This is a genomic window from Paraburkholderia sp. SOS3 (genome assembly GCF_001922345.1).
In the GTDB taxonomy this organism is placed as follows: Bacteria; Pseudomonadota; Gammaproteobacteria; order Burkholderiales; family Burkholderiaceae; genus Paraburkholderia.
Window position 1 is genome coordinate 1,299,006 of record NZ_CP018812.1, and the last position, 23,228, is coordinate 1,322,233.

General features: G+C 61.9%; 20 protein-coding genes. 16 read left to right on the top strand and 4 right to left on the bottom strand.

Annotated features, from left to right (window positions below):
• The first annotated feature begins 22 nt into the window (after window positions 1–22).
• The 10 genes from BTO02_RS25825 to BTO02_RS25870 all read left to right on the top strand — a co-directional run bounded on the left by BTO02_RS25825 (window position 23) and on the right by BTO02_RS25870 (window position 10,840).
• Window positions 23–1,198, top strand: coding sequence for a helix-turn-helix transcriptional regulator (locus tag BTO02_RS25825; protein ID WP_075159997.1), 1,176 nt, complete (start codon window positions 23–25; stop codon window positions 1,196–1,198).
• 114 nt (window positions 1,199–1,312) lie between these two features.
• The gene (gene fmdA / locus BTO02_RS25830) at window positions 1,313–2,539 is read left to right on the top strand and encodes a formamidase (protein ID WP_075159998.1); all 1,227 of its coding nucleotides are present in this window, start codon (window positions 1,313–1,315) and stop codon (window positions 2,537–2,539) included.
• 27 nt (window positions 2,540–2,566) lie between these two features.
• Complete coding sequence (locus BTO02_RS25835; protein ID WP_075159999.1) at window positions 2,567–3,085, top strand: AmiS/UreI family transporter; 519 nt, start codon at window positions 2,567–2,569, stop codon at window positions 3,083–3,085.
• A 37-nt stretch (window positions 3,086–3,122) separates the two neighbouring features.
• Window positions 3,123–3,479 (top strand): FmdB family zinc ribbon protein, encoded by a 357-nt coding sequence (locus BTO02_RS25840; RefSeq protein WP_075160000.1) that lies wholly within the window; start codon window positions 3,123–3,125, stop codon window positions 3,477–3,479.
• A gap of 390 nt (window positions 3,480–3,869) precedes the next feature.
• Window positions 3,870–4,316 carry a DUF2231 domain-containing protein gene (locus tag BTO02_RS25845; protein ID WP_075160001.1) on the top strand — a complete coding sequence of 149 codons (447 nt, stop codon included), beginning with the start codon at window positions 3,870–3,872 and terminating at the stop codon, window positions 4,314–4,316.
• Window positions 4,309–5,628, top strand: coding sequence for a PQQ-dependent sugar dehydrogenase (locus BTO02_RS25850; protein WP_075160002.1), 1,320 nt, complete (start codon window positions 4,309–4,311; stop codon window positions 5,626–5,628). The genes BTO02_RS25845 and BTO02_RS25850 overlap by 8 nt, the downstream gene beginning before the upstream one ends.
• Window positions 5,629–6,288: 660 nt before the next feature.
• Window positions 6,289–7,224 carry an AraC family transcriptional regulator gene (locus BTO02_RS25855; protein ID WP_075160003.1) on the top strand — a complete coding sequence of 312 codons (936 nt, stop codon included), beginning with the start codon at window positions 6,289–6,291 and terminating at the stop codon, window positions 7,222–7,224.
• Between the two features lie 239 nt (window positions 7,225–7,463).
• On the top strand, window positions 7,464–7,739 hold the full coding sequence (locus BTO02_RS25860; protein WP_075160004.1) for a hypothetical protein: 276 nt from the start codon (window positions 7,464–7,466) through the stop codon (window positions 7,737–7,739).
• A 219-nt stretch (window positions 7,740–7,958) separates the two neighbouring features.
• Window positions 7,959–9,233 (top strand): multidrug effflux MFS transporter, encoded by a 1,275-nt coding sequence (locus BTO02_RS25865; RefSeq protein ID WP_075160005.1) that lies wholly within the window; start codon window positions 7,959–7,961, stop codon window positions 9,231–9,233.
• Between the two features lie 206 nt (window positions 9,234–9,439).
• Window positions 9,440–10,840 (top strand): amidase family protein, encoded by a 1,401-nt coding sequence (locus BTO02_RS25870; RefSeq protein ID WP_075160006.1) that lies wholly within the window; start codon window positions 9,440–9,442, stop codon window positions 10,838–10,840.
• Between the two features lie 217 nt (window positions 10,841–11,057).
• Here the strand turns inward: BTO02_RS25870 and BTO02_RS25875 are convergent, their stop codons facing one another.
• The 4 genes from BTO02_RS25875 to BTO02_RS25890 form a co-directional block, all read right to left on the bottom strand.
• Window positions 11,058–11,933 (bottom strand): hypothetical protein, encoded by an 876-nt coding sequence (locus BTO02_RS25875; RefSeq protein ID WP_083615377.1) that lies wholly within the window; start codon window positions 11,931–11,933, stop codon window positions 11,058–11,060.
• A 91-nt stretch (window positions 11,934–12,024) separates the two neighbouring features.
• Entirely contained in the window at window positions 12,025–12,948 is a 924-nt protein-coding gene (locus tag BTO02_RS25880) for a DUF2950 domain-containing protein (protein WP_075160007.1), read from the bottom strand.
• A 10-nt stretch (window positions 12,949–12,958) separates the two neighbouring features.
• Window positions 12,959–14,425: a DUF3300 domain-containing protein gene (locus BTO02_RS25885; RefSeq protein WP_075160008.1), complete on the bottom strand. Its 1,467-nt coding sequence runs from the start codon at window positions 14,423–14,425 to the stop codon at window positions 12,959–12,961.
• A 126-nt stretch (window positions 14,426–14,551) separates the two neighbouring features.
• Window positions 14,552–14,950 carry a hypothetical protein gene (locus tag BTO02_RS25890; protein WP_075161387.1) on the bottom strand — a complete coding sequence of 133 codons (399 nt, stop codon included), beginning with the start codon at window positions 14,948–14,950 and terminating at the stop codon, window positions 14,552–14,554.
• Between the two features lie 274 nt (window positions 14,951–15,224).
• Between BTO02_RS25890 and BTO02_RS25895 the strand changes: the two genes are divergently transcribed.
• The 6 genes from BTO02_RS25895 to BTO02_RS25920 all read left to right on the top strand — a co-directional run bounded on the left by BTO02_RS25895 (window position 15,225) and on the right by BTO02_RS25920 (window position 23,199).
• A complete protein-coding gene (locus tag BTO02_RS25895) occupies window positions 15,225–15,443 on the top strand; it encodes a DUF2964 family protein (RefSeq protein ID WP_075160009.1) in 219 nt (72 codons plus the stop codon).
• A gap of 189 nt (window positions 15,444–15,632) precedes the next feature.
• Window positions 15,633–18,134 (top strand): glycogen/starch/alpha-glucan phosphorylase, encoded by a 2,502-nt coding sequence (locus tag BTO02_RS25900; RefSeq protein WP_075160010.1) that lies wholly within the window; start codon window positions 15,633–15,635, stop codon window positions 18,132–18,134.
• 222 nt (window positions 18,135–18,356) lie between these two features.
• The gene (locus BTO02_RS25905) at window positions 18,357–19,256 is read left to right on the top strand and encodes a LysR family transcriptional regulator (RefSeq protein ID WP_075160011.1); all 900 of its coding nucleotides are present in this window, start codon (window positions 18,357–18,359) and stop codon (window positions 19,254–19,256) included.
• 210 nt (window positions 19,257–19,466) lie between these two features.
• Entirely contained in the window at window positions 19,467–20,501 is a 1,035-nt protein-coding gene (locus BTO02_RS25910) for a PDR/VanB family oxidoreductase (RefSeq protein WP_083615378.1), read from the top strand.
• 40 nt (window positions 20,502–20,541) lie between these two features.
• The gene (locus tag BTO02_RS25915) at window positions 20,542–21,654 is read left to right on the top strand and encodes an aromatic ring-hydroxylating dioxygenase subunit alpha (protein ID WP_075161389.1); all 1,113 of its coding nucleotides are present in this window, start codon (window positions 20,542–20,544) and stop codon (window positions 21,652–21,654) included.
• 105 nt (window positions 21,655–21,759) lie between these two features.
• Window positions 21,760–23,199, top strand: coding sequence for a short-chain fatty acid transporter (locus BTO02_RS25920; RefSeq protein WP_232243673.1), 1,440 nt, complete (start codon window positions 21,760–21,762; stop codon window positions 23,197–23,199).
• The last annotated feature ends 29 nt before the right edge of the window (window positions 23,200–23,228 follow it).

Sequence of the window (23,228 nt, forward strand, 5' to 3'; positions counted from 1 at the left end):
TCGAGCAACGACAGACACTGCCATGGTTTGGATCCGTCCGCCCGCGTTCGGCAATCCGGCGGCTCCGCTAGAGACGCTGCTGTATACGATCCAGATGGCCGCAACCCATCCGGACCTGTGGCGCAATGTGCTCGATACGTTGAATCACCATATTGGCGGCTTTTGCAGCGTGCTCGCGAAGTACGACTTCCAGGCTGCACGCGGCAAGCTGCTGACCCAGGCGCCCGCGAACATCGACGTGCGGTCGAGCTACGAGGAGATGTCCCCGACCAATCCGTATTTTCTCGCGCGCGGCGGCTATACGCCCGGTGCCGTGCTGGTCGGCTCGGAGACGATCAGCGACAGCGATCTGATCCGCACCGACTATTACCGCAAACTGTTGCGTCCGCATCGCCTGTTCAGGAGACTGACCGGCGTGCTGTCGGTTCGCGAAAGCGACGTGACGCTCGTCTCGATCCACCGCACACGCGAGCAGCCCGACTTCGACGAACGCGAGCAGCAGGCACTCGCGAAAATCCTGCCGTATCTTGCGCTCGGGCTTGAAACGCAGGATGGATTCTTCACGTTCCGGGCGCAGCTCGAGGCGTTGTCGCTGACCGTGCGGCAGGCGCTGCCGCCCCTGATGATTGTCGACGGCGACCTCAACATCGTGTTCGAGAATTCGGAAACCGATACATTACTCGGCATCGACCTGCTGCAACGCACGAAAGAGGGGCGGCTCGCTGCGGTCGATTCGTTTTGCGACCGCGCGCTGCGGGACGCAATCGGCCAATGCTGCACACTCGGCACGAATGGCGATTACAACGCGCATCCGCTCACGCTGATGCCGGCACACAGAAGCGTTGCCAAATTGAGGCTCTGCTACATCGGCAAAGGCCTCAGCACCCAGACGTTGCGCAAGACGGCGCTTGTCTGTGTGATGCGCGTCGATGCGCAAGGCGAGGCGCGCGAGCGCTTCTTGCACTTCTCGCGCGAGTTCAATCTGACCCCGGCGCAGGCGCGCGTCGGCGAGCTCGTGATCGGCGGCATGCGGCCTTCGATCGTCGCACGCACGCTGAGCGTTTCCGAGAACACCGTCAAGACTCATCTCAAACAGATCTTCAAGAAGACGGGCGTGCACAGCCAGCTCGATCTGTTTCGTCTCTATCGAATTCCGGCTGCTGCGGACGAACCATCCGCGCATCACCCATCGAGGTGATGCGCAAATCACCTACCCTGGTGATTCGGTTTGACGGGCGCGCATCTACGCTGCTGGAAGCGACGATTCGATCTGCATGAGCGATTGGATCGTATTTGTGCGAGGAGACGGATCATGGCAGATACGGCATTTCGCGTCGAATTCGACAAGGCCCCTGAAGATCAGGTGACGAAGACTCATAACCGATGGCATCCGGATATACCGATGGTGGAGTGGTTCAAACCGGGTGACGAGTTTCGCGTCGAGTGTTATGACTGGACTGGAGGACAGATCAACAACGACGACAGCGCGAACGATGTACGCGATGTGGACCTGACACGCGTGCACTATCTAAGCGGTCCATTCGGTGTGCAAGGAGCCGAGCCCGGCGACCTGCTCGTCGTCGACCTGCTCGATGTGGGCGCACTGCCGGCATCGGCGTGGGGCTTTACCGGCATCTTTGCGAAGACGAACGGCGGCGGATTCCTCGTCGAACACTTCCCGGAGGCACGCAAGGCCTGCTGGGATTTCCACGGCATCTACACGACGTCGCGGCATGTGCCGAACGTGCAATGGGCGGGCATTATCCACCCAGGCCTGATCGGCTGTCTGCCTGATCGCGCATTGCTCGAAAAGGCTAACAAGCGCGAGGCCGCGTTGTTCGCGACGAATCCCGAACGTGTGCCGCCACTGCTTGCGCCGCCGTATGCCGACACGGCACTGATGGGGCAGATGAATGGGGCGGAAGGGAAAGCGGCTGCAGCGGAAGCGTGGCGCACCGTGCCGCCGCGCGAACACGGCGGCAATTGCGACATCAAGAACCTGTCGCGCGGCTCGCGCGTGTATTTCCCGGTCTACGTGAAAGGCGGCGGCCTTTCGATGGGCGATATTCACTGGTCGCAAGGCGACGGCGAGATCACGTTCTGCGGCGCCATCGAAATGGCGGGCTTCCTCGATATACGCGTCGACGTGATCAAGGATGGCATCAACAAGTATGGCGTGACGAATCCGATTTTCCGGCCGAGCCCGATCGAGCCTCATTTCGACGAATACCTCGTGTTCGAAGGCATATCCGTCGACGAACACACGGGCGAGCAGCTATACCTCGACGCGCATGTCGCCTATCGCCGCGCGTGCCTGAACGCGATCGAATATCTGAAGAAGTTCGGCTATACGGGCGAGCAGGCATACATCATTCTCGGCACCGCGCCGGTCGAAGGACGCATCAGCGGCATCGTCGATATTCCGAACGCTTGCTGCACGCTTGCGATTCCGACTGCGATCTTCGATTTCGACATACGGCCGGATGCGAAAGGGCCAGGCAAGAAGGTCAATGCGGCCAAAGTTGCAACGACGAGCTAAACGAAAACCTGTCGCGGGAGGTGCGCCATGCTGCTCGGTCTATCGCTGCTGTACGTGGGAGCCGTGCTGTTCTTGAACGGGCTGTGGCTGCTTGGCCGCATCGGCGACAAGGAGATCTGGATTATCAACGTGTTTTCGGGCGGACTGACGCTTCTCGTGGCGCTGCGACTCGCTTTCGCCGCCGATGCCGATGCGGCATCGATCCGGGCGGCAGCGCTCACGCTGCTCTTTACGTTCACGTATTTCTGGGTTGCGATCAATCGCAACAATGCGCAGGCCGACGGCCGCGGACTCGGCTGGTTCAGCCTGTTCGTCGCGCTTACGGCAATACCGGTCGCCATCGACACGCTTATCGGCTCGCATAGCTTCTGGGGCGTCTGGTTCGGCCTGTGCTGGGCCGCATGGGCGATTCTGTGGTTTCTGTTTTTCGTGCTGCTCGCGCTGCAAAAGCCGATCGGTAAAATGACAGGATGGCTAACTGTTATCGAAGGGATTTTCACCGGCTGGATACCGGGCTATTTGCTGCTTTCGGGAGCGCTCAAGTAGCGTCTGACGCGACGAATCTTGCGGGATAGATACGACCATGCCCATCTACGATTACCACTGCTCCGAGTGCGGACCGTTCCGCATGATGCGTCCCATGGCGCAGTCCGGCGCGCCGACGGTGTGCCCTGCATGCGGCCGCGTGTCGAACAGAACGATCACGGCGCCGTTCCTCGCCGATATGGCGCCGCATAACCGCATTGCGAGCCAGCGCAACGAGAAGAGTGCGCATGCGCCGCGTGTGATGTCGCGCAGCGAATTCGATCTGCACGACAGCGATCCGTATGGCAGCCATAGCCACCTGCACAGCCATGTCGAACATGCGCCCGGCGCGAAGACTTTGCCTGGCGAAGGCTCATGGGTTCGGTCGCGTCATCGCAGCATGGTCGGGCATTGATGCGCACCGCGTCACGGCGTTTTCACGATCGGCAACGATCTCAGCGTGACAGGCTGATGGCGGAAATGCCGCCGTGTGGCGCGTTCATGCTGTCGTTGCCGGCGTTGTGAGCTTTTTTGCAAGCGCCGACGCCGAACGCGAGCACTGCAGTTGCAATGGCTACGTAAGCGAAACGTTTCATCACTGCTCCTCGCGAGGTGCGGGTTGAGCGCATATGCGCGCGATCGACTGGGGCAAAATCGCCCCCATCCTATGATTTCGCAGCAGACGCTGTGCCCGCCTGAGGCGCGAATTTCGATCGCCATTCATACCGCTGATGGCATTTCGAAGGGCTCGGGCATGGGGTGTGCGTACGCATTGTCATCTCCACCCCTCGAGACATGCCGATCCATGAGTACGATCACACCCACTTACCGTTCGAGGTTCGCCACGGCGCTCTTCGATCTACTGAACCCCATTCCGTATGGCCTCTTTGTCGGCGCACTGATATTCGACGTCACCTATGCGACCACCCGCAATGTGTTCTGGGGCAAAGGCGCCGCGTGGCTCGTCACGGTCGCTTTGTTCTTCGCGATCATTCCGCGCCTCATCAATCTTTGTCATGTGTGGTTCGCGCCGTCCCGCTTTCCGGCTACCGGCATCGAGAAGCTCGACTTCTGGTTGAACCTGCTCGGCATTATCGCGGCTATCGTCAATGCCTTCGTGCATAGCCGCGATGCGTACGCAATGGTTCCGCTCAATGTGATTCTGTCGATCGTCACAGTCGCATTGCTAAGCATTGGGCACATTGCAATCGCAGTCGATAAAGCGGGTTTCAAGGAGGTGGTGCATGAATAAGCTCGCTTTGAAGGGCTCGCTTTTGGTCGCTGTCGCGGCGCTCGTCAGTGGATGCAACGACCACGCGCAGTATGACGACCAGCATCAGTACGGCGCCAATCCGCCGATGCCGGCGGAGCGGAATTTTCTGGCGCCGCCGATGCAGGTGCCGAAGTTCGTCGGCTGGAAAGACGGCCAGGCGCCGAAAGTGGCCGAGGGCCTGAAGATCGAGAAGATCGCCTCGGGGCTTGTGCATCCGCGCCAGGTTTATACGCTGCCGAACGGCGATATTCTCGTTGCGGAATCGAACAGCCCGAATGAAGAGCCCGTGACCACGCCCAAGCAACTGATCGCAGGGCTTATCGAAAGCCGCTCGGGCAAAAAGGCCAAGGGTGCGAATCGCATTTCGTTGTTGCGCGAGCGCAATGACGGCAGCGGGCAGTGGGACAAATACGTGTTCATCGACAATCTGCATTCGCCGTTCGGTATGCAGCTTGTCGGCGATACGCTTTACGTCGCGGATACTGACGCTATCCTGAAGTTTCCGTACAAGACCGGCGAGACACATATTGCGCAGCGCGGCGTCGAGCTGACCGATCTTCCCGATACGATCAATCACCACTGGACCAAGGCGCTGCTTGCGAGTCCCGATGGCAAGAAGCTCTTTGTCGGCGTCGGCTCGAACAGCAATGTCGGCGAAAACGGTCTCGACGTCGAATACCGGCGCGCAAACGTGCTCGAAGTGGATATCGCGACCGGGGGCAGCCGTATCTATGCAGCAGGTATCCGCAATCCGACCGGTCTGCAATGGGAACCGAAGACAGGGCAGTTGTGGGCCGTCGCCAACGAACGCGATGAAATCGGCGCGGACCTCGTTCCCGACTATCTGACGTCCGTGCAGGAGAACGCCTTTTATGGCTGGCCGTATAGCTACTACGGTCAGCACGTCGATCCGCGCGCGCAACCTCAGCGCCCGGACCTCGTGGCGAAGGCAATCAAGCCCGATTATGCGATCGGCTCGCACGTCGCACCGCTCGGACTGCTGTTCTATACGGGCGACAATCTGCCGGCCCAATATCGCGGCGGCGCGTTCATCGGCGAGCACGGCAGTTGGGACCGCTCGCCGTTAAGCGGATATCAGGTCGCTTATGTCGCGTTCGATAACGGCAAACCCGTCGGCGATCCGAAGCCTGTCGTCACGGGCTTCGCGTCCGGTGACCAGAAGCAGTTGCATGGTGCGCCGGTCGGGCTCGCGCAAGGCAAGGACGGTGCGCTGATCATTGCCGATGACGTCGGCAACGCAGTCTGGCGCGTGACGAAAGCAGGCAGCTAGGAGAGCAGGGACGAGGTCTCGATGTTCGCCACGTGTGTTGAACATCGAGGTTCGTCGCGCGCCATACCGTTGCGCGTCGTGTCCGTTTGAGAAAGAATGTATGCGCAATGCATGCGTAGCTATTGCGGATCGCGAGTACTTGCGAGCATCAGCCAACCTCTGAGCCAACATCTGGCGATGCCGAGCCAAAAGCGAGTCGAAGCTGCACTCGCAACACGCGTTATCAGACGCGTGTATCAACGACCTCTCATCCATATCGATACAGCCAGAATGCTTATGTACTCTTAAAACTCTTTACTGCGAGTGTCGGCATGTCAGGCATGAGCTAAAGGCGACCGCTTCTGCGTTGACAGTACATCGAGGTGACCGCTAGTCTTCGCCGTCAACCGTATCGCATCGACTCGCGACAGTCTGTCCGGGATTGGATCATTAGCGTTTGCGCTGGGATCGCGCAACGGTTGCGCTTGCTGCGCGAATGGGAATTCGATTTGCCTGTCCGTTGCAATGCCTTGACTGAACATATCAGGATTCAGATGTGCTGTTTCTTTATCACGGATCGAATGCTTAATATTGCTATTAAACGGCTGCGCGTTTCTCTCGCTGAAGCACATGGATACTGAGCGCGCGGCAATGGGCCGATTCGAGGTGAGCAGTGTTCGCATGGACACGGACGCTGTCGATCGCCGGCATCGGGAAGCGTTTCGCGTCGACGGCATGCTGGTCCAATTCGGAGCCGGCGGGCCCGGCGATTCCGTCGTGCGCAACTGGAGCCTCGGTCCGCTCGGCTTGATGCTGCTCGAAGTCGGCAATCTGTCGCTGATGCCTGATTCGACCTATACCGAACGATTCGTTTATCTGGCCGTGATCTTGTCCGGCGGGGTCACAATCGAAGCAAACGGACAAAAGCACATCCGCGGTGCCGACAGCGTGGTGCTGATCGATCTGGACGTGCCGCATGTCCAGCGCTTCGATCAGTCCTCCGAGGCCATCGTGCTCAGAATTCCGCGCAAGGTGCTCGCGGATCGCGGCGGTTTTCGCGAGCGGCGGCTCGGGTTGCTGACGCCGGATATGACGGAGCCGGACGTGCGCGCGGTGTGCGAAACCGTCGAACTGATCGGCCGGCAAAGCGGGCATACGAGTATCGAGTTGCGTCGCCGGCAAGGCGAGCATCTGCTCGACATATTAAGCGCGATCATCGACGATCCTTACGGGCTCGCGAGCCGGCGCAGCAGCAATGCGACGCTGCTGCGCGCCAAGCGGTTTATCTCGCAGAACATCGGCAATGTCGATCTCAGCGTCAAACTCGTTGCCACTGCGGTTGGAGCTTCGGAAGCACATCTGCATCGCCTGTTTCGCGCGGACGGCCACTCGCTGATGCGCTACGTGCTGTGTCACCGGCTCGAACTTGCCGCTGAATTACTGACCCATATGAGCGAACGCCGCTTGCATATCAAGGAGATCGCGTATCGATGCGGCTTTTTGAATGCTGCTCATTTTAGCCGCGCATTCAGGCAACGCTTCGGCGTTTCGCCAAGAGTCGCGGCGACGTTCGGCGTGAAGGTCGAACGCAAGTTCGAAGACGATCCGGCTAACTGATCGAGTCATTCCTCGTGCCTCTTTTTTCGCGGTCCGTCGTAGACGACGATTCGTTGCACTTCGCGCGCATCAGGATAGTGCTGGAATAGTCCTGATTTTTGTCGGCAAGAATAGAAAAGAAATAATTTAGCTTGCCCAATGATTCGGAATAGCCGGTGTTTTCCGTCTGTTCTGAATTCAAGTGCGCCGATCATTGTTGCAGTTTTCCTTTTGTGCGCACTTCAAATGCGGAGGTGCATATGGAGAAGACGATCACGCAGTGCGGCGCCGATATTCCGGCGTCGTTGCGTGCGGCGGTGCGGCCAACGCTTGTCTGCACGATATCGAGGTCTACGTCGACGGCGACGCAGCTGTTCGGTTTGCAGCGCAATGAGGTGTCGCCGCAGACTCATACGCTCGATTCGGCGCGGTCGACGAGGCTCGCGGCAACATGGGGGCGGACCGTCGACGGTACGCTCGTTTGCCGCTGGGTCAGCAGGGTCGAAGCGCAGATCTCCTGGGCGGAGCAGGAGTAGGCGTCGCGCAGAATGCGCGCGGTGCACTCGAACAGGAATCGTGCAGAATTGCGCGCGGCGCCGCGTGTCTGATCGAATGCCAATGCGTGTGCGGTGGGGACTCGCATCGGCTAGCGAAAGCTCAGGCACAATATCGATCTTCAACGGTCATGCAGGCGGCTTCCGATGGTTCGGGCCGCATGACGTGCCGTCGCCGCGATCCGCTTCCACGATGCTTTCATGAAAGACGACACCCCAGCCAGTCATCCCTCTCACCGTGCCTCTTCCGCGCGTTCAAAGAACTCGCAGCGCTTCCTGATCTTTCTGACCTGCCTGTTTACCTCGGCGGGCCAGCTTGCAATCGATATCTACGTGCCTGCACTGCCGGCGATGGCGCGCTACTTCCAGACCTCGCCGCAGGCGATCCAGTCGAGCGTGTCCGGCTTCATGGCGGCCTACGCATTCGGGCAACTGGTGTTCGGCCCCGTCGCCGACGCATATGGGCGCAAGCGGGTGCTGGCGTTCGGGCTGATCGTCTACACGATCGGCTGTCTGCTTTCGCTCGCCGCACCGAATCTCGAAACGTTCGTGCTTGCGCGATGCTTGCAGGGCTTCGGCATCGCCGCGACGAACCTGCTCGCAAAGGCGATCACCACCGACTCGTTCTCGGGCGAGGCGCTCATGCACGCGTTCACGTATCTCTCGATCGCCTGGGGGCTGGCGCCAATTATCGCGCCGGTGATCGGCGCGCATCTGCAGACATGGTTCGGCTGGCATTCGTGCCTTGTTTTCCTGCTCGTTTATTCGCTCCTCATGTGGGCGGTGTGGTGGCGCTACGAGGAAACCTTGCCGGTGCCGGTTCATCTCGAGATGCGCACGCTTATGGTCAACGCGCGCAAGGTGCTGTCGAGCCCGGTTTTTCAGAGCTGCTTTCTTGCGCAGGGCATCTGCTACAGCATCCTGCTCGTTTTCAATATCGTCGGGCCGTTCATGGTGCAGAACACGCTGCATAAGCCGCCGACGTATTTCGGCTACCTCGCGCTTGGTATCGGCATGGCGTACTTTATCGGCGGTCTGTCCAATCGTATTCACGGTCCGCGTCTGCCGACCGCCGAGCAGCGCTTGCGCATCGGCGCGCGCGTCATGGCGGGCACGTCGGTCGTCATGTTGCTGCTTGCGTTGACGGTCGGGCTGCGCGTCTGGACACTCGCTATACCGGTTCTCGTGATGGGCGTGTGCGCCGGCGCGATGTATCCGACGCTGATGGCCAAAGGCAATTCGCTGTTTCCGCATATCGCGGGTCTGACGGCTGCGATTCTCGGCTGCGCGCTGCTGCTCGTGTCGGCCGCGATGATGGGCCTTGCCGGTTTCGTCTCCGTGCATGTGCTGACGCCGCTCGCGCTGTTCTTCGTGATTCTCGCTTTCACGGTCGTCGCAATGGTGACGAAGCTGCTGCGGCATCTCGCGCAGTTGCAGGACCAGGGCGCCGGGCGGCGCGGCGGCGAAGCGGCTTGACCGACATGACGGGGCAGGCATGACGGGGCAGGCATGACGGGGCATGCATCGCGGAACAGGCATCGCGGGGCTAGCATCGGGGCTGGCATCACGGGGCGGGCATCACGCACGTGAGCGACTCAAAGCGGCGGAAGCGATAAAGCGGAGTAGGCGCCGTTAGCGTCATCGATGGCGTAGCCGGTGCGGCAAACATTAGGAGCGTGCTCATGTCTGAACTCTGGCGTCTATCGGCAACCGAACTCGCACGGCTTGTCCGCAACCGCGAAGTATCCGCGCGTGAAGCCGCGCGGGATGCGCTCGAGCGGCTCGATGCGGTAAATCCGCGTATCAATGCGGTGGTTGCGCACCGTCCCGAATCGGTCTACGAACAGGCAGATCGCGTCGATCGGGCGATTGCGCGCGGCGAAGATCCGGGTCCGCTCGCGGGCGTCACGGTCACGACCAAGATCAACGTCGATCAGGCGGGCTTCGCGACGACGAACGGCACACGTCTGCAGGAAAACCTGGTGGCCGGGTTCAACAGCCCCGTCGTCGATAACCTCGTGCGCGCGGGCGCTGTGCTGCTTGGCCGGACGAACTCGCCCACGTTCGCGCTGCGCTGGTTCACGAGCAATCAGATCCACGGTCGTACATACAATCCGCGCAACCGGTCGCTGACGCCGGGCGGGTCGAGCGGCGGCGCCGCGGCGGCAGTGACGGCCGGGATCGGGCATCTCGCGCTCGGCACGGACATCGGCGGGTCGGTTCGCTATCCCGCGTATGCGTGCGGCGTGCATGGCATCAGGCCCGGCATCGGCCGCGTGCCGGCTTTCAATGCGTCGTCGCCGGAGCGGCCGATCGGCGCGCAACTGATGTCGAGTGCGGGGCCGATCGCGCGTACGGTGGACGATCTGCGCGTTGCGTTGATCGCGATGTCGGCGCCCGATCTGCGCGACCCGTGGTCGATGCCGGTTCCGTTCGACGGCCCGCAGGCACCGCTCACGGCCGCGCTTTGTCTGCGGCCCGGGGGCATGGCCATCGCAAAGGAAGTGGAAGACGCGTTGCTCGATGCCGGGCGGCGTCTTGCCGATGCCGGATGGACGGTCGAGCAGATCGACGACACGCCGCTGATTCGCGAGGCAGGCGAAGTGCAGGAACGTCTGTGGCTCGGCGATGGCTATCCCGCACTGGTCGACGCCGTTGCGCGCGACGGCGACCCTGGCGCGCGTGCCGTGGTCGAAGGCGTGCGCGCGACGGTCGAGGCAATGCCCGCCGATGCGCTCACGCGTTCGCTCGTGCGGCGCACGACATTGACGCGCGCGTGGCGTCAGTTCCTCGCGCAATACCCGGTGCTGTTGCTGCCGGTATCGGGCGAACTGCCGTTTGCCGACGACCTCGACATGCAGGGCGACGCGAGCTTTCAGCGCGTCTGGGAAGCGCAACTGACAATGCGCGCGCTGCCGGCGATGGGTTTGCCGGGGCTCGTCGTGTCGACCGGCATGGCCGGCGCGGTGCCGGTCGGCGTGCAGATCGTCGCCGGGCATTTTCGCGAGGATTTGTGCCTGCTCGCAGGAAAGGCGATCGAGGCGCGCGGCGCGCCCGCTTCGCCGGTTGATCCGGCCGAATAGGCGCGCAACTGGCGGCGCCGCCGTGAGTGCGATGCGGCGGCGACTCCATCGGGCGGCATCGCTTGCAGCCGCGCCGCGGAGTCACGCAGGCCTTCGAAGATGCGCGACGCCTCGCCAGATATTCGTGCGAGGCATAAAACGCGATCATGCGTGTGGGAAGTAAATCCTGAAGAATCACGCGCACGCCGATCGCCAGCGATGCCGGTCATTCGCTGCGTCAATGTCCGCGCGCGCGCCCCGGCTGCGTGGACGCCGGCGACGGCGCGACGGACGACGAAGCGCCGCGTGCCGGCGTTGCGCTTTCGTCGACCGAATGCATGATCGTAAGAAGCAGAACGAAGTCGCGGTCGGGATCGGACATCGACAGGATCGCATGCAAGGTCACGCGCGTCGCCCAGCATGCGTCGCTCGGTGTCGCCCGAGATGGATTGGATACGTAGTTTTCGAAACGCGACATATCGTATGTGTTCCCGCCGAGCTGGACAAAGAGCGCGCGCGCGAGATGATGTTGCGCTGATGCATACTGCGCACCTGTCGGCAGAATGACCGGGCGATTGAGCGCATCGCTCTCCAGCACCTTCGAAAGCAGTTCGAAGTATTGCGCGACATCCGCTTCCGGCATCTCGCGCAGCGTGACCCGCGCCATGACATCGCTCAGGTTGGTCAAGCCGAAGCAATTGACCGGCACGAGTTCGTCGAGAAACTTCGTCATCAGCGCAACGTAGCTGAGCCTGTCTGCGGCGGAAAGCCGTACGAGCCCGTTTGTCATGACGATTTCGCGCGCCTGCGGATCGAGAAACAGTCGCCCGATACCGTTTGCGCCGCCCGGGATCGCCGATGCGATAAGCGGATCTTGCCGGATCCTGTCGGTCCACGCGTGCACGATGCGTGCCTTGTTCGAGCCGGGATCGACACCCTGGGCGCGAAACATCTGATCCCAGAAGCGCTGCTCCGGCCGGGGCGACAGCGTCGGAAGGGCCGCATCCTCCGGCAACTGCACGGTGTCCCGGTTGTAGCGCAGCGTCGCGTCGGCCGACGTTGCGGTAACGAGCGCAACGAGCATTGAGATGAGGCAGCCGGCGAACCTGATCATGGGTTGCCTACTCGAAGCGTGCGAGGCGGCGTAGAGGTGTAGGGGCGTGAAGGCGTAGCGAGCTGGACGGACTGTCCACGCATCGGTCGAATCAAGGTGCAACTTTGCTCCAGCCTGGCCCGGGGTCGAACGACTTCATCGCGCTGGCAGTGGCTGCGCTGTCCGGGCCGAGGTCGCGTTCGTAGACCTGTCCAGCATGACTCACCATGAACGTCTTGATGCCGGTGTCGTCGTATCGTACGGGCCACGCGATAACTGCGAAGCCGCCGAATAGCCGGCCATGCGTGAGGTAGTCATAGGCGCCGCCCGGCGCATGCGGACCTTGCGACGTCAGAAGCTTGTAGTGGTAGCCATAGTACGAGCTTCTCTCCGCACTGCGGGAACCCGCCTTCATAAACGCCGGCCCGAGCGGGCTTGGCGGTTCGCCCGGCTGTGTGGGCCAGTACAGGCCGTCCTGCTTGCCCGGCGAACTCGACAGTTTCGATGCATAGGCGAGCAGGCCGTCGCCGTCATGATCGGTCGTTGCATACTCGCGCTGCGCGTCGTAGACGGCGAGCAACGCCTGAATGACCGCAAGCTCATTGCGGCCGATCCGCCGTACGCGCATTTCCTCGACGCCCGCGCGCGTATCGAAGTGCCACCCTTGCGCGGCTTTCACGAGCGGAACAGGGAAGGTCCAGCCGTCGTTGCCGACTGCAATGCGCGCATGTGTCGCATCGATCGTCTGGACCGTATGCGATATGTGCCATTCGTCGATGAAGCGGCTGCGCACTTCCGCGCCGACCGGCGGAATCAGCTGGCGAAAGTCGCGGCCGAAGATCGATTGCAGCGAACTCTCGCGGTTGTCGATGACCGCATCGCCAAATGCATTCATCGCCGCTTCCGGACTACTGAAGGTTTTCTGCGCGTGTGCGGCCGATATCGTCACGGCGCCGAACACGCATGCGGCAGTGAATACGCGAAGCACGCCCGCAAGCGTCTCGCGCAGCAGGCCGAACCCTGACCGTAGCTTCATGCTTTGTCTCCTAGCGCCTGCCTCCGCCTCGCATTCCGCCGCCACCGCGCATTCCGCCGCCACCGCTCGGACGGTTGAATCCGGAACTCTGCATGCTCGAACGCCCGCGATCGGCGCTGCGCTGCGCAGAGCCGCCGCCAACGCCTTGGAAGGCGCTGTCGCGCCCGCTGCCGCCACCACCGAAACTGCCGCCGCCGCCGGCCTGATCGCTTGCGCGGCTGACGTTGCCGGGGCCCGCGTTGCTGCGATTCTGGATGCCGCCGCGCTCGCCGAGGCTCGAGTTGTCCGCGACCGATGCGCGGCTGTTGCGTCCGCCTGCCCGGTCCACGGTCGATGTGCGATTGCCTGTGCCTGCGCCGCCGCGATCAGCCGTGCTCGCGCGATTGCCTGCGCCCGCGCCGCTGCGGTCGGCGGCCGCCGCACGGTTGCCCGCTCCGGCGCGCTCGGCGGCGTTCGCGCGCTGGCTCGCAGCGTTATCGCGACCGCGAAAATCATTTCGCGCCTCGGCTCCTGGCACATTGCCCGCGTATTTGTTGCGAGTCGCGTTGTCGCGATACGCGACGCCCTGACGATGGCTCGCGTCATGCTGCCAGCGGTTGCCGTTGCCTTGTACCTTGGTTCGGTCGAAGTTGCGGTCGATATTGGCGGCCTTGTTGACGTTGATATTGACGTCGCCGCCGCCCCAGTTGCAGTTGCTGAAAATCGCGCCCGCGGCGGCGAGGCCGATGCCCCATGCAAAGCCGGTCGCGAGCGCCGCGCCTGGATAATAGGCGGGCGGCGGCGGCCAGTAGTATGGCGGATACGTTGGATAGCTCCACGCGCCATAGACGACCGTCGGATTGTAGGCCGGCACATAGATCACCTGCGGATCGGCCGGCTCGATGCGCACGATGCTTTGTCCGCCGCTCTGGGCCGGCGGGTCGACGACCACATTCTGCTGTTCGGTCGACTTGAGGTTGCCGGCATCCTTCGCCCGCGCGCGCAAGCGCTGGATAGCGGCAAATACGTCTTTTTCCTGCGCGAGGAATGCGTCGCCGAGTTTCTGCGTCCAGTCGAGCTTATCGTTCATCGGCTCGAGAATTTGCGGAAACGCAACGAGCGACTTCACGCTGACGTCCCACGGTTGATTCTCGACGGCCTTGATCGCGGCGTCGCCCTTCAGTTTAGGGTTCGCTTTGACCCAGCGCGCGGCATGCACGATCTCGAGCGGATAGGTCGAGGCCATCAGCACCTGAGATAGTACGGAGTCCGGGTAAAGAGCGATCGGCGCGACCAGTGCTTCGATTTCTTCAGGTTTGAAAGGGGCAGGCTGTGCGGTTTGTGCCGGCGGAGCCGGTGATGCCGGTTCGGCGGGCAGCGCCGGTGGCTGCCCGGCGGGCGGGGGCGTTTGTGCACATACGATACCCGCTGCTGTCGTCAGCGTGACGAACAGCCACATGTGCACGGCTCTGATCCGTCGTCCGGTATGCGAGGACATTGCCGCTCCTCGTGGGGCGTCAACCCGATTTGATGTTAGGTCATTCACAGCCGTTTTGTGATGCGTTGAAACACGGAACAGCGCATTATCCGTGCGCGATCGTCCACCGCGATGCGCGCGCAGGTTCTATCTTGGCGTACAGGCGCCGAACATCACATAGGTGTGGTCGCGGTTCGCGATCGTCGAGGTCATTTCGCCGGTCGTCGAATCGAGCACGAGCGTCCACGCGAAGCCGAGTTCCTTGCCTTGCATGAGAATCTGATCAGGCGTTTTTTCCATCGATTCGATCGGCGTCGCGCGCGACGTTCCCTGAATCGTCTTCTTTTCGAAGTCGATGCGCATGAATTGCGGCAAGCCGAAATCGGCCGGCAAAGCGCGCTCGCAGATCTCGCCGGGATCGCACGAATGCGCATCGACCGTTGCGCAGATAAGCGGGGTTTTGCCGTCGAAGTCGGCGGCGGTGCCCGCTAGCGGCAATAGCACACAGGCTACGGCGCATGAGATTGCGGTGAGTGTCGTTTTCACGGTGTCAGCTCCGTAGCGCCGCAGCGCTAGTCGATCGTATAGCCTCGTCCGCTCATACGCGCCGAAATAGCACGATTGTATGTAGCCACGTGCTGCGACCATCGGTATGGACGGTTCGCCGAAGCGGTGGCCGTTTGCCTCCTCACCTGAGTATTGGACGCGGACGTAGTAAACGATATTGGACCTTGATCCAATAGCAGATCGCTGCACCGGTGTACTAAGCTGAACCGGCTATGGAAGAATCGCTCAAGGCCCGACGGCGTTAGAGGTATTCATGAAGAAATCCGAGAGACGTGTGGCTATCGCGCTGGTAGGCGTGGCGATCTGGCTCGGCGGACTTTATGCAGCGATTCACGGACTGGTTTTCGACAAGACGATGGAATTCCGCTACGGGGCACTTGCGATTTTCGTCGGGGTGGCGATAGCGGTGATCGCGATGAACCTGATATCGCTTCGAAGATCGAACGACAAGAAAGAAAAGAGCGTGCCGTGACAGCAACACCGCGACAATGCCGTATAAGCGCCTTACGGCATAAACTCAAGAAGCAGTTCGTTGTACGCGCAACGCTGCATATTCAGTGTGCATCGGCATGCCGATGCGCGCGGTATTTTCCTGCGCAATTTCATCTGATCCTGCCGGCGCACAGGCGGCACGCACGCAAAACGACGACAGGGACAGCCCATGGACGACGCAGCAGCCATCACCCCGACGCCAGGTGCGGAACCGGCCCGCAGCGGTCTTGGCGTCGAAGCACTGCGGCGCGATATTGTCGATAACCTGATCTGTCTGCAGGCCCGGTACCCGGAAATCGCCACGCCGCAGGACTGGTACATGGCGCTTGCGTACTCCGTGCGCGACCGGATGATGACGCGCGGCGTCGCAACCGGGCACGCCTATGTGATGCGCAATGCGAAAGTTGCCTGCTATCTGTCGGCGGAGTTTCTGATCGGTCCGCAGCTCGGTAACAACCTGATCAACCTCGGCATCGAGAGCAATGTGCGCGACGCGCTGCGACCGCTTGGCGTCGACCTCGACACGCTGCTTGCGATCGAGGAGGAGCCGGGCCTCGGCAACGGCGGGCTGGGACGCCTTGCCGCCTGTTACATGGACTCGCTGTCCACGCTCGAAATTCCGGCTATCGGTTACGGCATCCGCTACGAGTTCGGCATATTCGATCAGGAAATCCGCGATGGCTGGCAGGTGGAAGTGACCGACAAGTGGCTGCAGAAGGGCAACCCGTGGGAGATTTCGCGGCCGGAAATCGCCTTCTATGTGAATTTTGGCGGCCGGACAGAAAGTTCAACCGACGAAGAAGGACGCTTTCGCGTGCGCTGGATTCCGGGGTACACGGTCAAGGGTGTCGCGTGCGATACGCCGCTGCCCGGCTATCGCGTGAATACGTGCAACGTATTGCGGCTCTGGAAGAGCGAAGCGGTCGAATCGTTCGATCTGCAGGATTTCAACGCCGGCGACTACTACGAGGCCGTGCACGAGAAGGTGAAATCGGAAACGCTGTCGAAGGTGCTCTATCCGAACGACGAGCCTGAAGCGGGCAAGCGTTTGCGTCTCGCGCAGCAGTATTTCTTCGTTTCGTGTTCGCTGCAGGACATGCTGCGCCTGCTTGCGCTCAAGGGCGAGCCCGTCGGCCGCTTCGCGTACCTGTTTAGCGCGCAGCTGAACGATACGCATCCGTCGATCGCGGTCGCTGAACTGATGCGCCTGCTCGTCGACGAAAAGCGAATGTCGTGGGACGACGCGTGGGATATCACACGCCACACATTCGCCTATACGAACCACACGCTATTGCCCGAAGCACTCGAAACCTGGGGCTTGCCGCTTTTTCAAAGCTTGCTGCCGAGGCCGCTCGAGATCGTCTACGAGATCAATCGCCGCTTTCTCGATGAAGTGCGGCACCGCTACCCCGGCGATGACGCCCGCCTTGCGCGCATGTCGCTGATCGACGAGAGCGGTGCGAAGCACGTGCGCATGGCACATCTGGCGACCGTCGGCAGCCATGCGGTCAATGGTGTTGCTGCGCTGCATTCGAAGCTGCTCGAAGAGACGGTATTGCGCGATTTTGCCGGGTTCTGGCCCGAGCGCTTCCATAACGTGACCAACGGCGTGACGCCGCGGCGCTTCGTGATGCTCGGCAATCCGGGGCTTGCGGCGCTGCTCGGCGAAGCAGTCGGCGACCGGTGGGCGACCGACCTCGCGAAGCTGCGCAAGCTCGACGAATATGCGGACGATCCTGCGTTCCAGGATCGCTGGCGCCGCGTCAAACGGGCAAACAAGGAATTGCTCGCGGCGAATATGCGCAGCGCGACGGGCATTGCCGTCGATCCGGCCGCGCTGTTCGATATCCAGGTAAAGCGCATTCACGAGTACAAGCGGCAGCATCTGAACGTGCTTTACATCGTCACGCTATACGAACGGCTGCGGCGCGATCTGCATCTCGATGTGCCGCCACGTTGCTTCGTGTTCGGCGGCAAGGCGGCGCCGGGCTACGCCATGGCGAAGCTGATCATTCGCCTGATCAACGGCGTGGCGGAAGTGGTGAACAACGATCCGGTAATCAAAGGGCGGCTCAAGGTGGTGTTCTTTCCGGATTTCAATGTGAAGAACGCGCAGTTCATTTATCCGGCCGCGGACCTGTCGGAGCAGATTTCGACGGCCGGCAAGGAAGCGTCGGGCACCGGCAATATGAAGTTCATGATGAACGGCGCGCTGACGATCGGTACGCTCGACGGTGCGAACGTCGAGATCCGCGAGGAAGTCGGCGACGAGAACTTTTTCCTGTTCGGTTTGACGGCGGACCAGGTGGAGCGGGTAAAACGCGAGGGCTACCGGCCTGCCGATTACGTGCGCGATAACGATGAATTGCGCGGCGTGATCGAGATGATCGGCAGCGGACATTTTTCGCGTGGCGATCGCGAGATGTTCCGGCCGCTCGTCGATAACCTGCTCGACCACGATCCGTTTCTCGTGCTCGCCGACTATGCCGCTTATGTCGCTCGCCAGCAGGACGTCAGCGCTGCGTGGCAGGACACGCGGCGCTGGAACCGCATGTCGATTTTCAATACTGCGCGATCGGGGAAGTTTTCCTCCGATCGCGCCGTTCGCGAATACTGCGAGCGGATCTGGAAGATCGAGCCGGTAAGGATTGCCCTTGAGCGAAGGCGCTAAAACACGACCGGCGCACGTCCACGCGGCGCGCGCCGGTTCACGATTTTCCGCCGGGCGCGACGGCGCTGCACCAAGGGGGCAATTTCTGAATGGGCGGGTAGGGTATGACCTGACCGGTATCGAATACATCGCGGGCGTTGCAAGGCATAGGTGCTTTCCATTGCAGACCCCTTTTGAGCGACTCCTTAAACTTCTACGGACAACGATAGACGTAGAGGTTCCATGACCCTTCAGCAACTGGAGACGTTTTTCTGGACCGTCAAGCTCGGCAGCTTCGGCGCAGCCGCCGAGCGTCTGTACGCGACGCAATCGGCAGTCTCGATGCGCGTGCGCGAACTCGAGCGCGCGCTTGGCGTCGAGCTCTTCGACCGGACCCATCGCACGGCGCGCCTGACGCCGAAAGGCCGCGAACTGATGGACTATGCGAGCCGGATCCTCGATCTGTCGACCGAACTCGAGCACCGCATCGGCGCACCCGAAGCGGTGTCGGGCGTCGTGCGCTTCGGCGTGGCCGAGGTCGTAACGACCACCTGGCTGCCGCGGCTCATCACCGTCATTGCAGAGCGCTATCCGAACGTGCGGCTCGAGATCGAAGAGGCGCTGACCGCGGAATTGATGGCAAGTCTGCGCCTCGCGGAACTCGAACTCGTGCTTGCGCCGGGGCATACGCGCACGCCCGATCTATCGACGCTGTCGCTTGGCGTGGTCGACTTTCAATGGATGGCGAACCCCGCGCTGGGTCTTGGCGACCGGACGTATTGCCCTCGCGAGCTGGCCGACTATCCGATCATCGGGATGAAGCAGTCGTCGTTTCATTACGCCGCGCTCGAGGACTGGTTCATGAGCGAGCACGCGCGCTGCCGGTATCTTGCGCGCTGCAAAAGCGTCGCCGTAGCCGCGTCGATGACGATTGCCGGCATGGGCGTGTCGTATCTGCCGGTGCGTTCGTACCGGCAGGAGCTCGCGCAAGGCAAGCTGGCGATCGTTCATGTAACGAATCCGCTCGAGCCGGTCGAGTTTATTGCGGCTTGTCCAGAGGGTCATTCGTATTCGCTTGCGCGGGCAATTGCGGAGCTGGCTAGCGAAGTCAGCGATTTCGATCGTGACGACAGCGGCCTATAAGCGGGTTCGTCAGGCAAAAGGCACTCGAACTATGCGCGGCGGCGTGCAATGCTGCGGCGCATAACGAAAGATCAACAATCTTGATGCTTTCCCGCGCGAATTACTCGTTTGAGTTCATGCTTTCGCGCGCCTAATCTTTCCTTCAAGCACAGCGCATGAGCCCCACATCAGGCCTCGCACAGACTGTCGCTGCGAAACAAGGAGGAAGACATGGAAGCGGTCCTCGCGCGGGAGGAGGCCCCCGTTTGCGCCGACGAGGCGCGGCACACGAAGCTCGAAGTCCGTCTCAAGTCGATTACGGCGCTCGCCGACGATATCAACGCTTTCGAATTCGTGAGCGCGGACGGAGGATGGCTGCCCCGGTTCACGGCCGGCTCGCATATCGACGTTTATCTCGCGGGCGGCGTCATACGCCAGTATTCGCTCTGTAACTCGCCGCAGGAGCGGCATCGCTATGTGGTGGCCGTGCTGCGCGATCCGAAAGGCCGCGGTGGCTCGATTTCGATGCACGACGAACTGCGCGCGGGCCAGAAGCTGCTGATTTCCCAGCCACGCAATCATTTCGCGCTTTCGGAGACTGCCGGCCGCCACGTTTTTATCGCCGGCGGGATCGGTATCACGCCGGTCATGGCGATGATCGACGAGGTGCGCCGCCGCGCACAGGCATTCCACCTTCACTATTGCGCGCGCACTGCACAACGCGCTGCGTTTCTCGACGAACTGAAGCCGCTTGTCGAAAGCGGCCAGGCGTCGGTTCATTTCGATAATGGCGACCCGCGTAACGGCCTCGACCTCGTGTCGACGCTGAGCGGCTACGCGCCCGGTACGCATCTCTACTATTGCGGCCCGGGCCCGCTCATGGACGCGATCGAAGCAGCGAGCGCGCACTGGCCGGCCGCGACGCGGCATTGCGAGCGCTTTTCCGCGGGCGCCGCGGCGAATGCTGCGCGCGTCGACGGCGCCGATAGCGGCGGCGAAACAGACGCTGCGTTCGAGGTCGAACTGCGCCGTTCGCAAAAAACGCTCACCGTGCAACCGGGCGAGTCGATTGTCGACGTGCTCCGATCCAATGGCGTCGATGTCGATACATCGTGTTGCGAGGGCTATTGCGGTACCTGCATGACGCGCTATCTCGCGGGCGAACCGGTCCATCGCGACACGGTGCTCGACGACGAAGACCGTGAGGAGTTCGTGATGATCTGCTGTGCGCGCGCGAAGAGCCCGACGCTCGTGCTCGATATCTAACAGGCCGGGAATCCCCATTCTTCTGGAGAGGATGCTTGTCATGAGTACATTCGAATACGTCAAGGATTGCTGGTATCCGATCGGCTTTTCAGCGGAGTTTCCCGCGGGCCAGTTGCAGGGGCACAAGATCGTCAACCGGCCGATCGTGATGTGGCGTGCCGAAAGCGGCGAGGTGGTCGCATTCGACGACCGTTGCTGCCATAAACGCTTTCCGCTGTCGCAAAGCAGGCTGCTCGACGATGGACATCTCGAATGTGCATATCACGGTTTGTGCTACGACACGTCGGGTCGCTGCGTGGCGATTCCGTCCGCACCGGACAAGCCAGTTCCGCCTCAGGCACGGCTCAGTGTCGTGCCGGTTTGCGAGCAGGACGGCGTGGTATGGGTTTGGCCCGGCAATCCCGCCGGCGCGCAGCGATTTGCGCCGCCGCGCACGCCCGAGGTCAGCGCCGCCGACAATCTGTCGATCGGCTCGCCGGGGCCGCTCCATGTGCCGGCGAACTACCTGTTGCTGATCGAGAACCTGCTCGATATCACGCACTTTTATCCGCTGCACGACGGCAATATCGGCGACAAGGAAAACAGCCGGATTCCGGTCGAACTCGAAGAAGGGGATAGCGAGGGACACACATTCGTGCGCACGACGCGCCATGTGCACGGGTATCGGCAACCTCCGTATCTGAAGGAGTGGTTCCTGTACGACACCGTCGAGCGGATTCACACGCACTGCATGGTCAGCCCGGGACTCACGCGCGTCGTGATGCGCGTCGCGCCCGAAGGCGAACTGGGCACCGACAAGGAACGCGGCTATACGCTGCTGCATCTGCATCTGCCCGTCGACGAGCGCAATCTGGTCTGGCGCTGGAACGTGTCGTGCAAAGGGTGGCATACGACGCTCAGCGATCCGAACATGCCGACCGCACGCAAGGTTGCCGAGATGTTCCCGGCCGTGGTCGAGCAGGACCAGTGGGCGCTCGAGCGGCAGCAACAGATGATGGAATATCCCGATGACGGCTACTCGGAACTGTTCCTCAAAACCGACAAGGCCCTGCGGCGGGCGCGCCAGATTCTGATGGCGCTGCAGCGCAAGGAGCGCGAACTGCAGATCGCGCCGGTTGGAGAGACGTCGGCGAAGGTGTCGGAGATGGCATAGATCGAATCCCGACGCGTGGCTGCCACCTGAAAAAGAGCCGGACACTGACGGCATATCGGTCTAGCCTGGCGGCCCTGATAAAGACCCATGGTCAGGAGACACATTGTGGAAACCCATGATACTTCGCCGCTCGCGGTCCGGCCGCAGTCCGCTGCCCGTTCCGAGGGCGACCACAAGACCTTGCTGCAGCGCGCCGTTTCGTCGTGCGTGTATCTCTTCGAGCGCGTCATGCCGGACCCGTTCGTGATCGTGATCCTGCTGACGGTGCTGGTCGCGGCGCTGTCGCTCGCGTTTGCCCCGAAAGGCACGCCCGATACGATTCTGAGCGGCTGGTACAAGGGCATTTTCGGCATCTTCACGTTCGCGTTCCAGATGGTGCTGGTTCTGGTTACCGGTTACGCGCTCGCGAGTGCGCCGCTGATCAAGGCCGGATTGCGCCGTGTGAGCCTGCTGGCGGTCGGGCCGATTTCGGCGGTGCTGCTCGTGTTCGGCGTCGGCGCTGTCGCGACGTTCCTGAACTGGGGCTTCGGGCTCGTCGTCGGCGCGCTGTTGTCGAAGCAGGTCGCAAAACAGGTGCGCGTGGATTTCGCGTGGCTTGTCGCGGCCGCCTACAGTTCGTGGGTGCTGTGGGCGTTCACCGGCATGTCGAGCTCGATTGCGCTGTCGATTGCGTCGCCCGGCAATCCGCTCAATATCGTGGAGCAGCACACGCACGCCGTCGTTCCGTTGGCGCATACCGTGTTCACCGGATGGAATCTGCTCGCGGGCGTGGCCGGGATGGTCCTGATTCCAGTGGTGTTCATCCTGATGCGTCCCGCCGACAAGGACGTGATCGCGGCCGATGCCGGCGTGATCGAGGCCGAGGAGAAGAAGATCGGGCAGGTCGACGACTCGCGTGCGGGAACGTTCGCGGGCATGCTCGAGCGTTCGCGAATCTGCGCACTCGTGTTCGTTCTGGCCGGCGCCGGCTATCTGGCCATGCAGTGGATTCGCCATGGCGTGAATCTCGACATCAACACGGTGATCTTTATCTTTCTGCTTGCGGGGCTGTGTCTGCATGGCAGCCCGCGCCGCTATGTCGGTGCCGTGACCGAAGCGGCGAAAGTGACGGGGCCGATGCTGCTGCAGTACCCGTTCTATGGCGGCATCATGGGGATCATGGGCGCGACCGGGCTCGATGAAGTGGTTGCGCATGCATACATCCACGTCGCGTCGGGCAATACGCTGCCGTTTCTCAGCTATCTCGCCTCAGGCGTCATTACGCTGTTCATTCCGAGCGGCGGCGGCCACTGGGCCGTACAGGGTCCGTTCACGATTCCGGCTGCGATGCAGTTGGGCGCGTCGCTGCCGGGCACGTCGATGGCGATCGCCGCGGGTGAAATGGCGGGCAGCCTGTTGCAGCCGTTCTGGGCGATTCCGGTTGTGGCGATCGCGGGCCTCGGCGTGCAGCGCGTGCTGGGCTTTACGCTCGTGATTTTCCTCACGGCCGGGTCGTTGCTCGGGCTTGTCTATCTGCTCGTGGTGCCGGCGTGGGCCGGTGCGTGAGCGGCATCGCGCAGGCAATCGAGCCAGAA

Excerpts from the sequence above, each read along its gene's own strand:
- BTO02_RS25825 (WP_075159997.1), top strand. The coding sequence starts at position 23 with ATGGTTTGGATCCGTCCGCCCGCGTTCGGCAATCCGGCGGCTCCGCTA.
- fmdA (WP_075159998.1), top strand. The coding sequence starts at position 1,313 with ATGGCAGATACGGCATTTCGCGTCGAATTCGACAAGGCCCCTGAAGAT.
- BTO02_RS25835 (WP_075159999.1), top strand. The coding sequence starts at position 2,567 with ATGCTGCTCGGTCTATCGCTGCTGTACGTGGGAGCCGTGCTGTTCTTG.
- BTO02_RS25840 (WP_075160000.1), top strand. The coding sequence starts at position 3,123 with ATGCCCATCTACGATTACCACTGCTCCGAGTGCGGACCGTTCCGCATG.
- BTO02_RS25845 (WP_075160001.1), top strand. The coding sequence starts at position 3,870 with ATGAGTACGATCACACCCACTTACCGTTCGAGGTTCGCCACGGCGCTC.
- BTO02_RS25850 (WP_075160002.1), top strand. The coding sequence starts at position 4,309 with ATGAATAAGCTCGCTTTGAAGGGCTCGCTTTTGGTCGCTGTCGCGGCG.
- BTO02_RS25855 (WP_075160003.1), top strand. The coding sequence starts at position 6,289 with ATGGACACGGACGCTGTCGATCGCCGGCATCGGGAAGCGTTTCGCGTC.
- BTO02_RS25860 (WP_075160004.1), top strand. The coding sequence starts at position 7,464 with ATGGAGAAGACGATCACGCAGTGCGGCGCCGATATTCCGGCGTCGTTG.
- BTO02_RS25865 (WP_075160005.1), top strand. The coding sequence starts at position 7,959 with ATGAAAGACGACACCCCAGCCAGTCATCCCTCTCACCGTGCCTCTTCC.
- BTO02_RS25870 (WP_075160006.1), top strand. The coding sequence starts at position 9,440 with ATGTCTGAACTCTGGCGTCTATCGGCAACCGAACTCGCACGGCTTGTC.
- BTO02_RS25875 (WP_083615377.1), bottom strand. The coding sequence starts at position 11,933 with ATGATCAGGTTCGCCGGCTGCCTCATCTCAATGCTCGTTGCGCTCGTT.
- BTO02_RS25880 (WP_075160007.1), bottom strand. The coding sequence starts at position 12,948 with ATGAAGCTACGGTCAGGGTTCGGCCTGCTGCGCGAGACGCTTGCGGGC.
- BTO02_RS25885 (WP_075160008.1), bottom strand. The coding sequence starts at position 14,425 with ATGTCCTCGCATACCGGACGACGGATCAGAGCCGTGCACATGTGGCTG.
- BTO02_RS25895 (WP_075160009.1), top strand. The coding sequence starts at position 15,225 with ATGAAGAAATCCGAGAGACGTGTGGCTATCGCGCTGGTAGGCGTGGCG.
- BTO02_RS25900 (WP_075160010.1), top strand. The coding sequence starts at position 15,633 with ATGGACGACGCAGCAGCCATCACCCCGACGCCAGGTGCGGAACCGGCC.
- BTO02_RS25905 (WP_075160011.1), top strand. The coding sequence starts at position 18,357 with ATGACCCTTCAGCAACTGGAGACGTTTTTCTGGACCGTCAAGCTCGGC.
- BTO02_RS25910 (WP_083615378.1), top strand. The coding sequence starts at position 19,467 with ATGGAAGCGGTCCTCGCGCGGGAGGAGGCCCCCGTTTGCGCCGACGAG.
- BTO02_RS25915 (WP_075161389.1), top strand. The coding sequence starts at position 20,542 with ATGAGTACATTCGAATACGTCAAGGATTGCTGGTATCCGATCGGCTTT.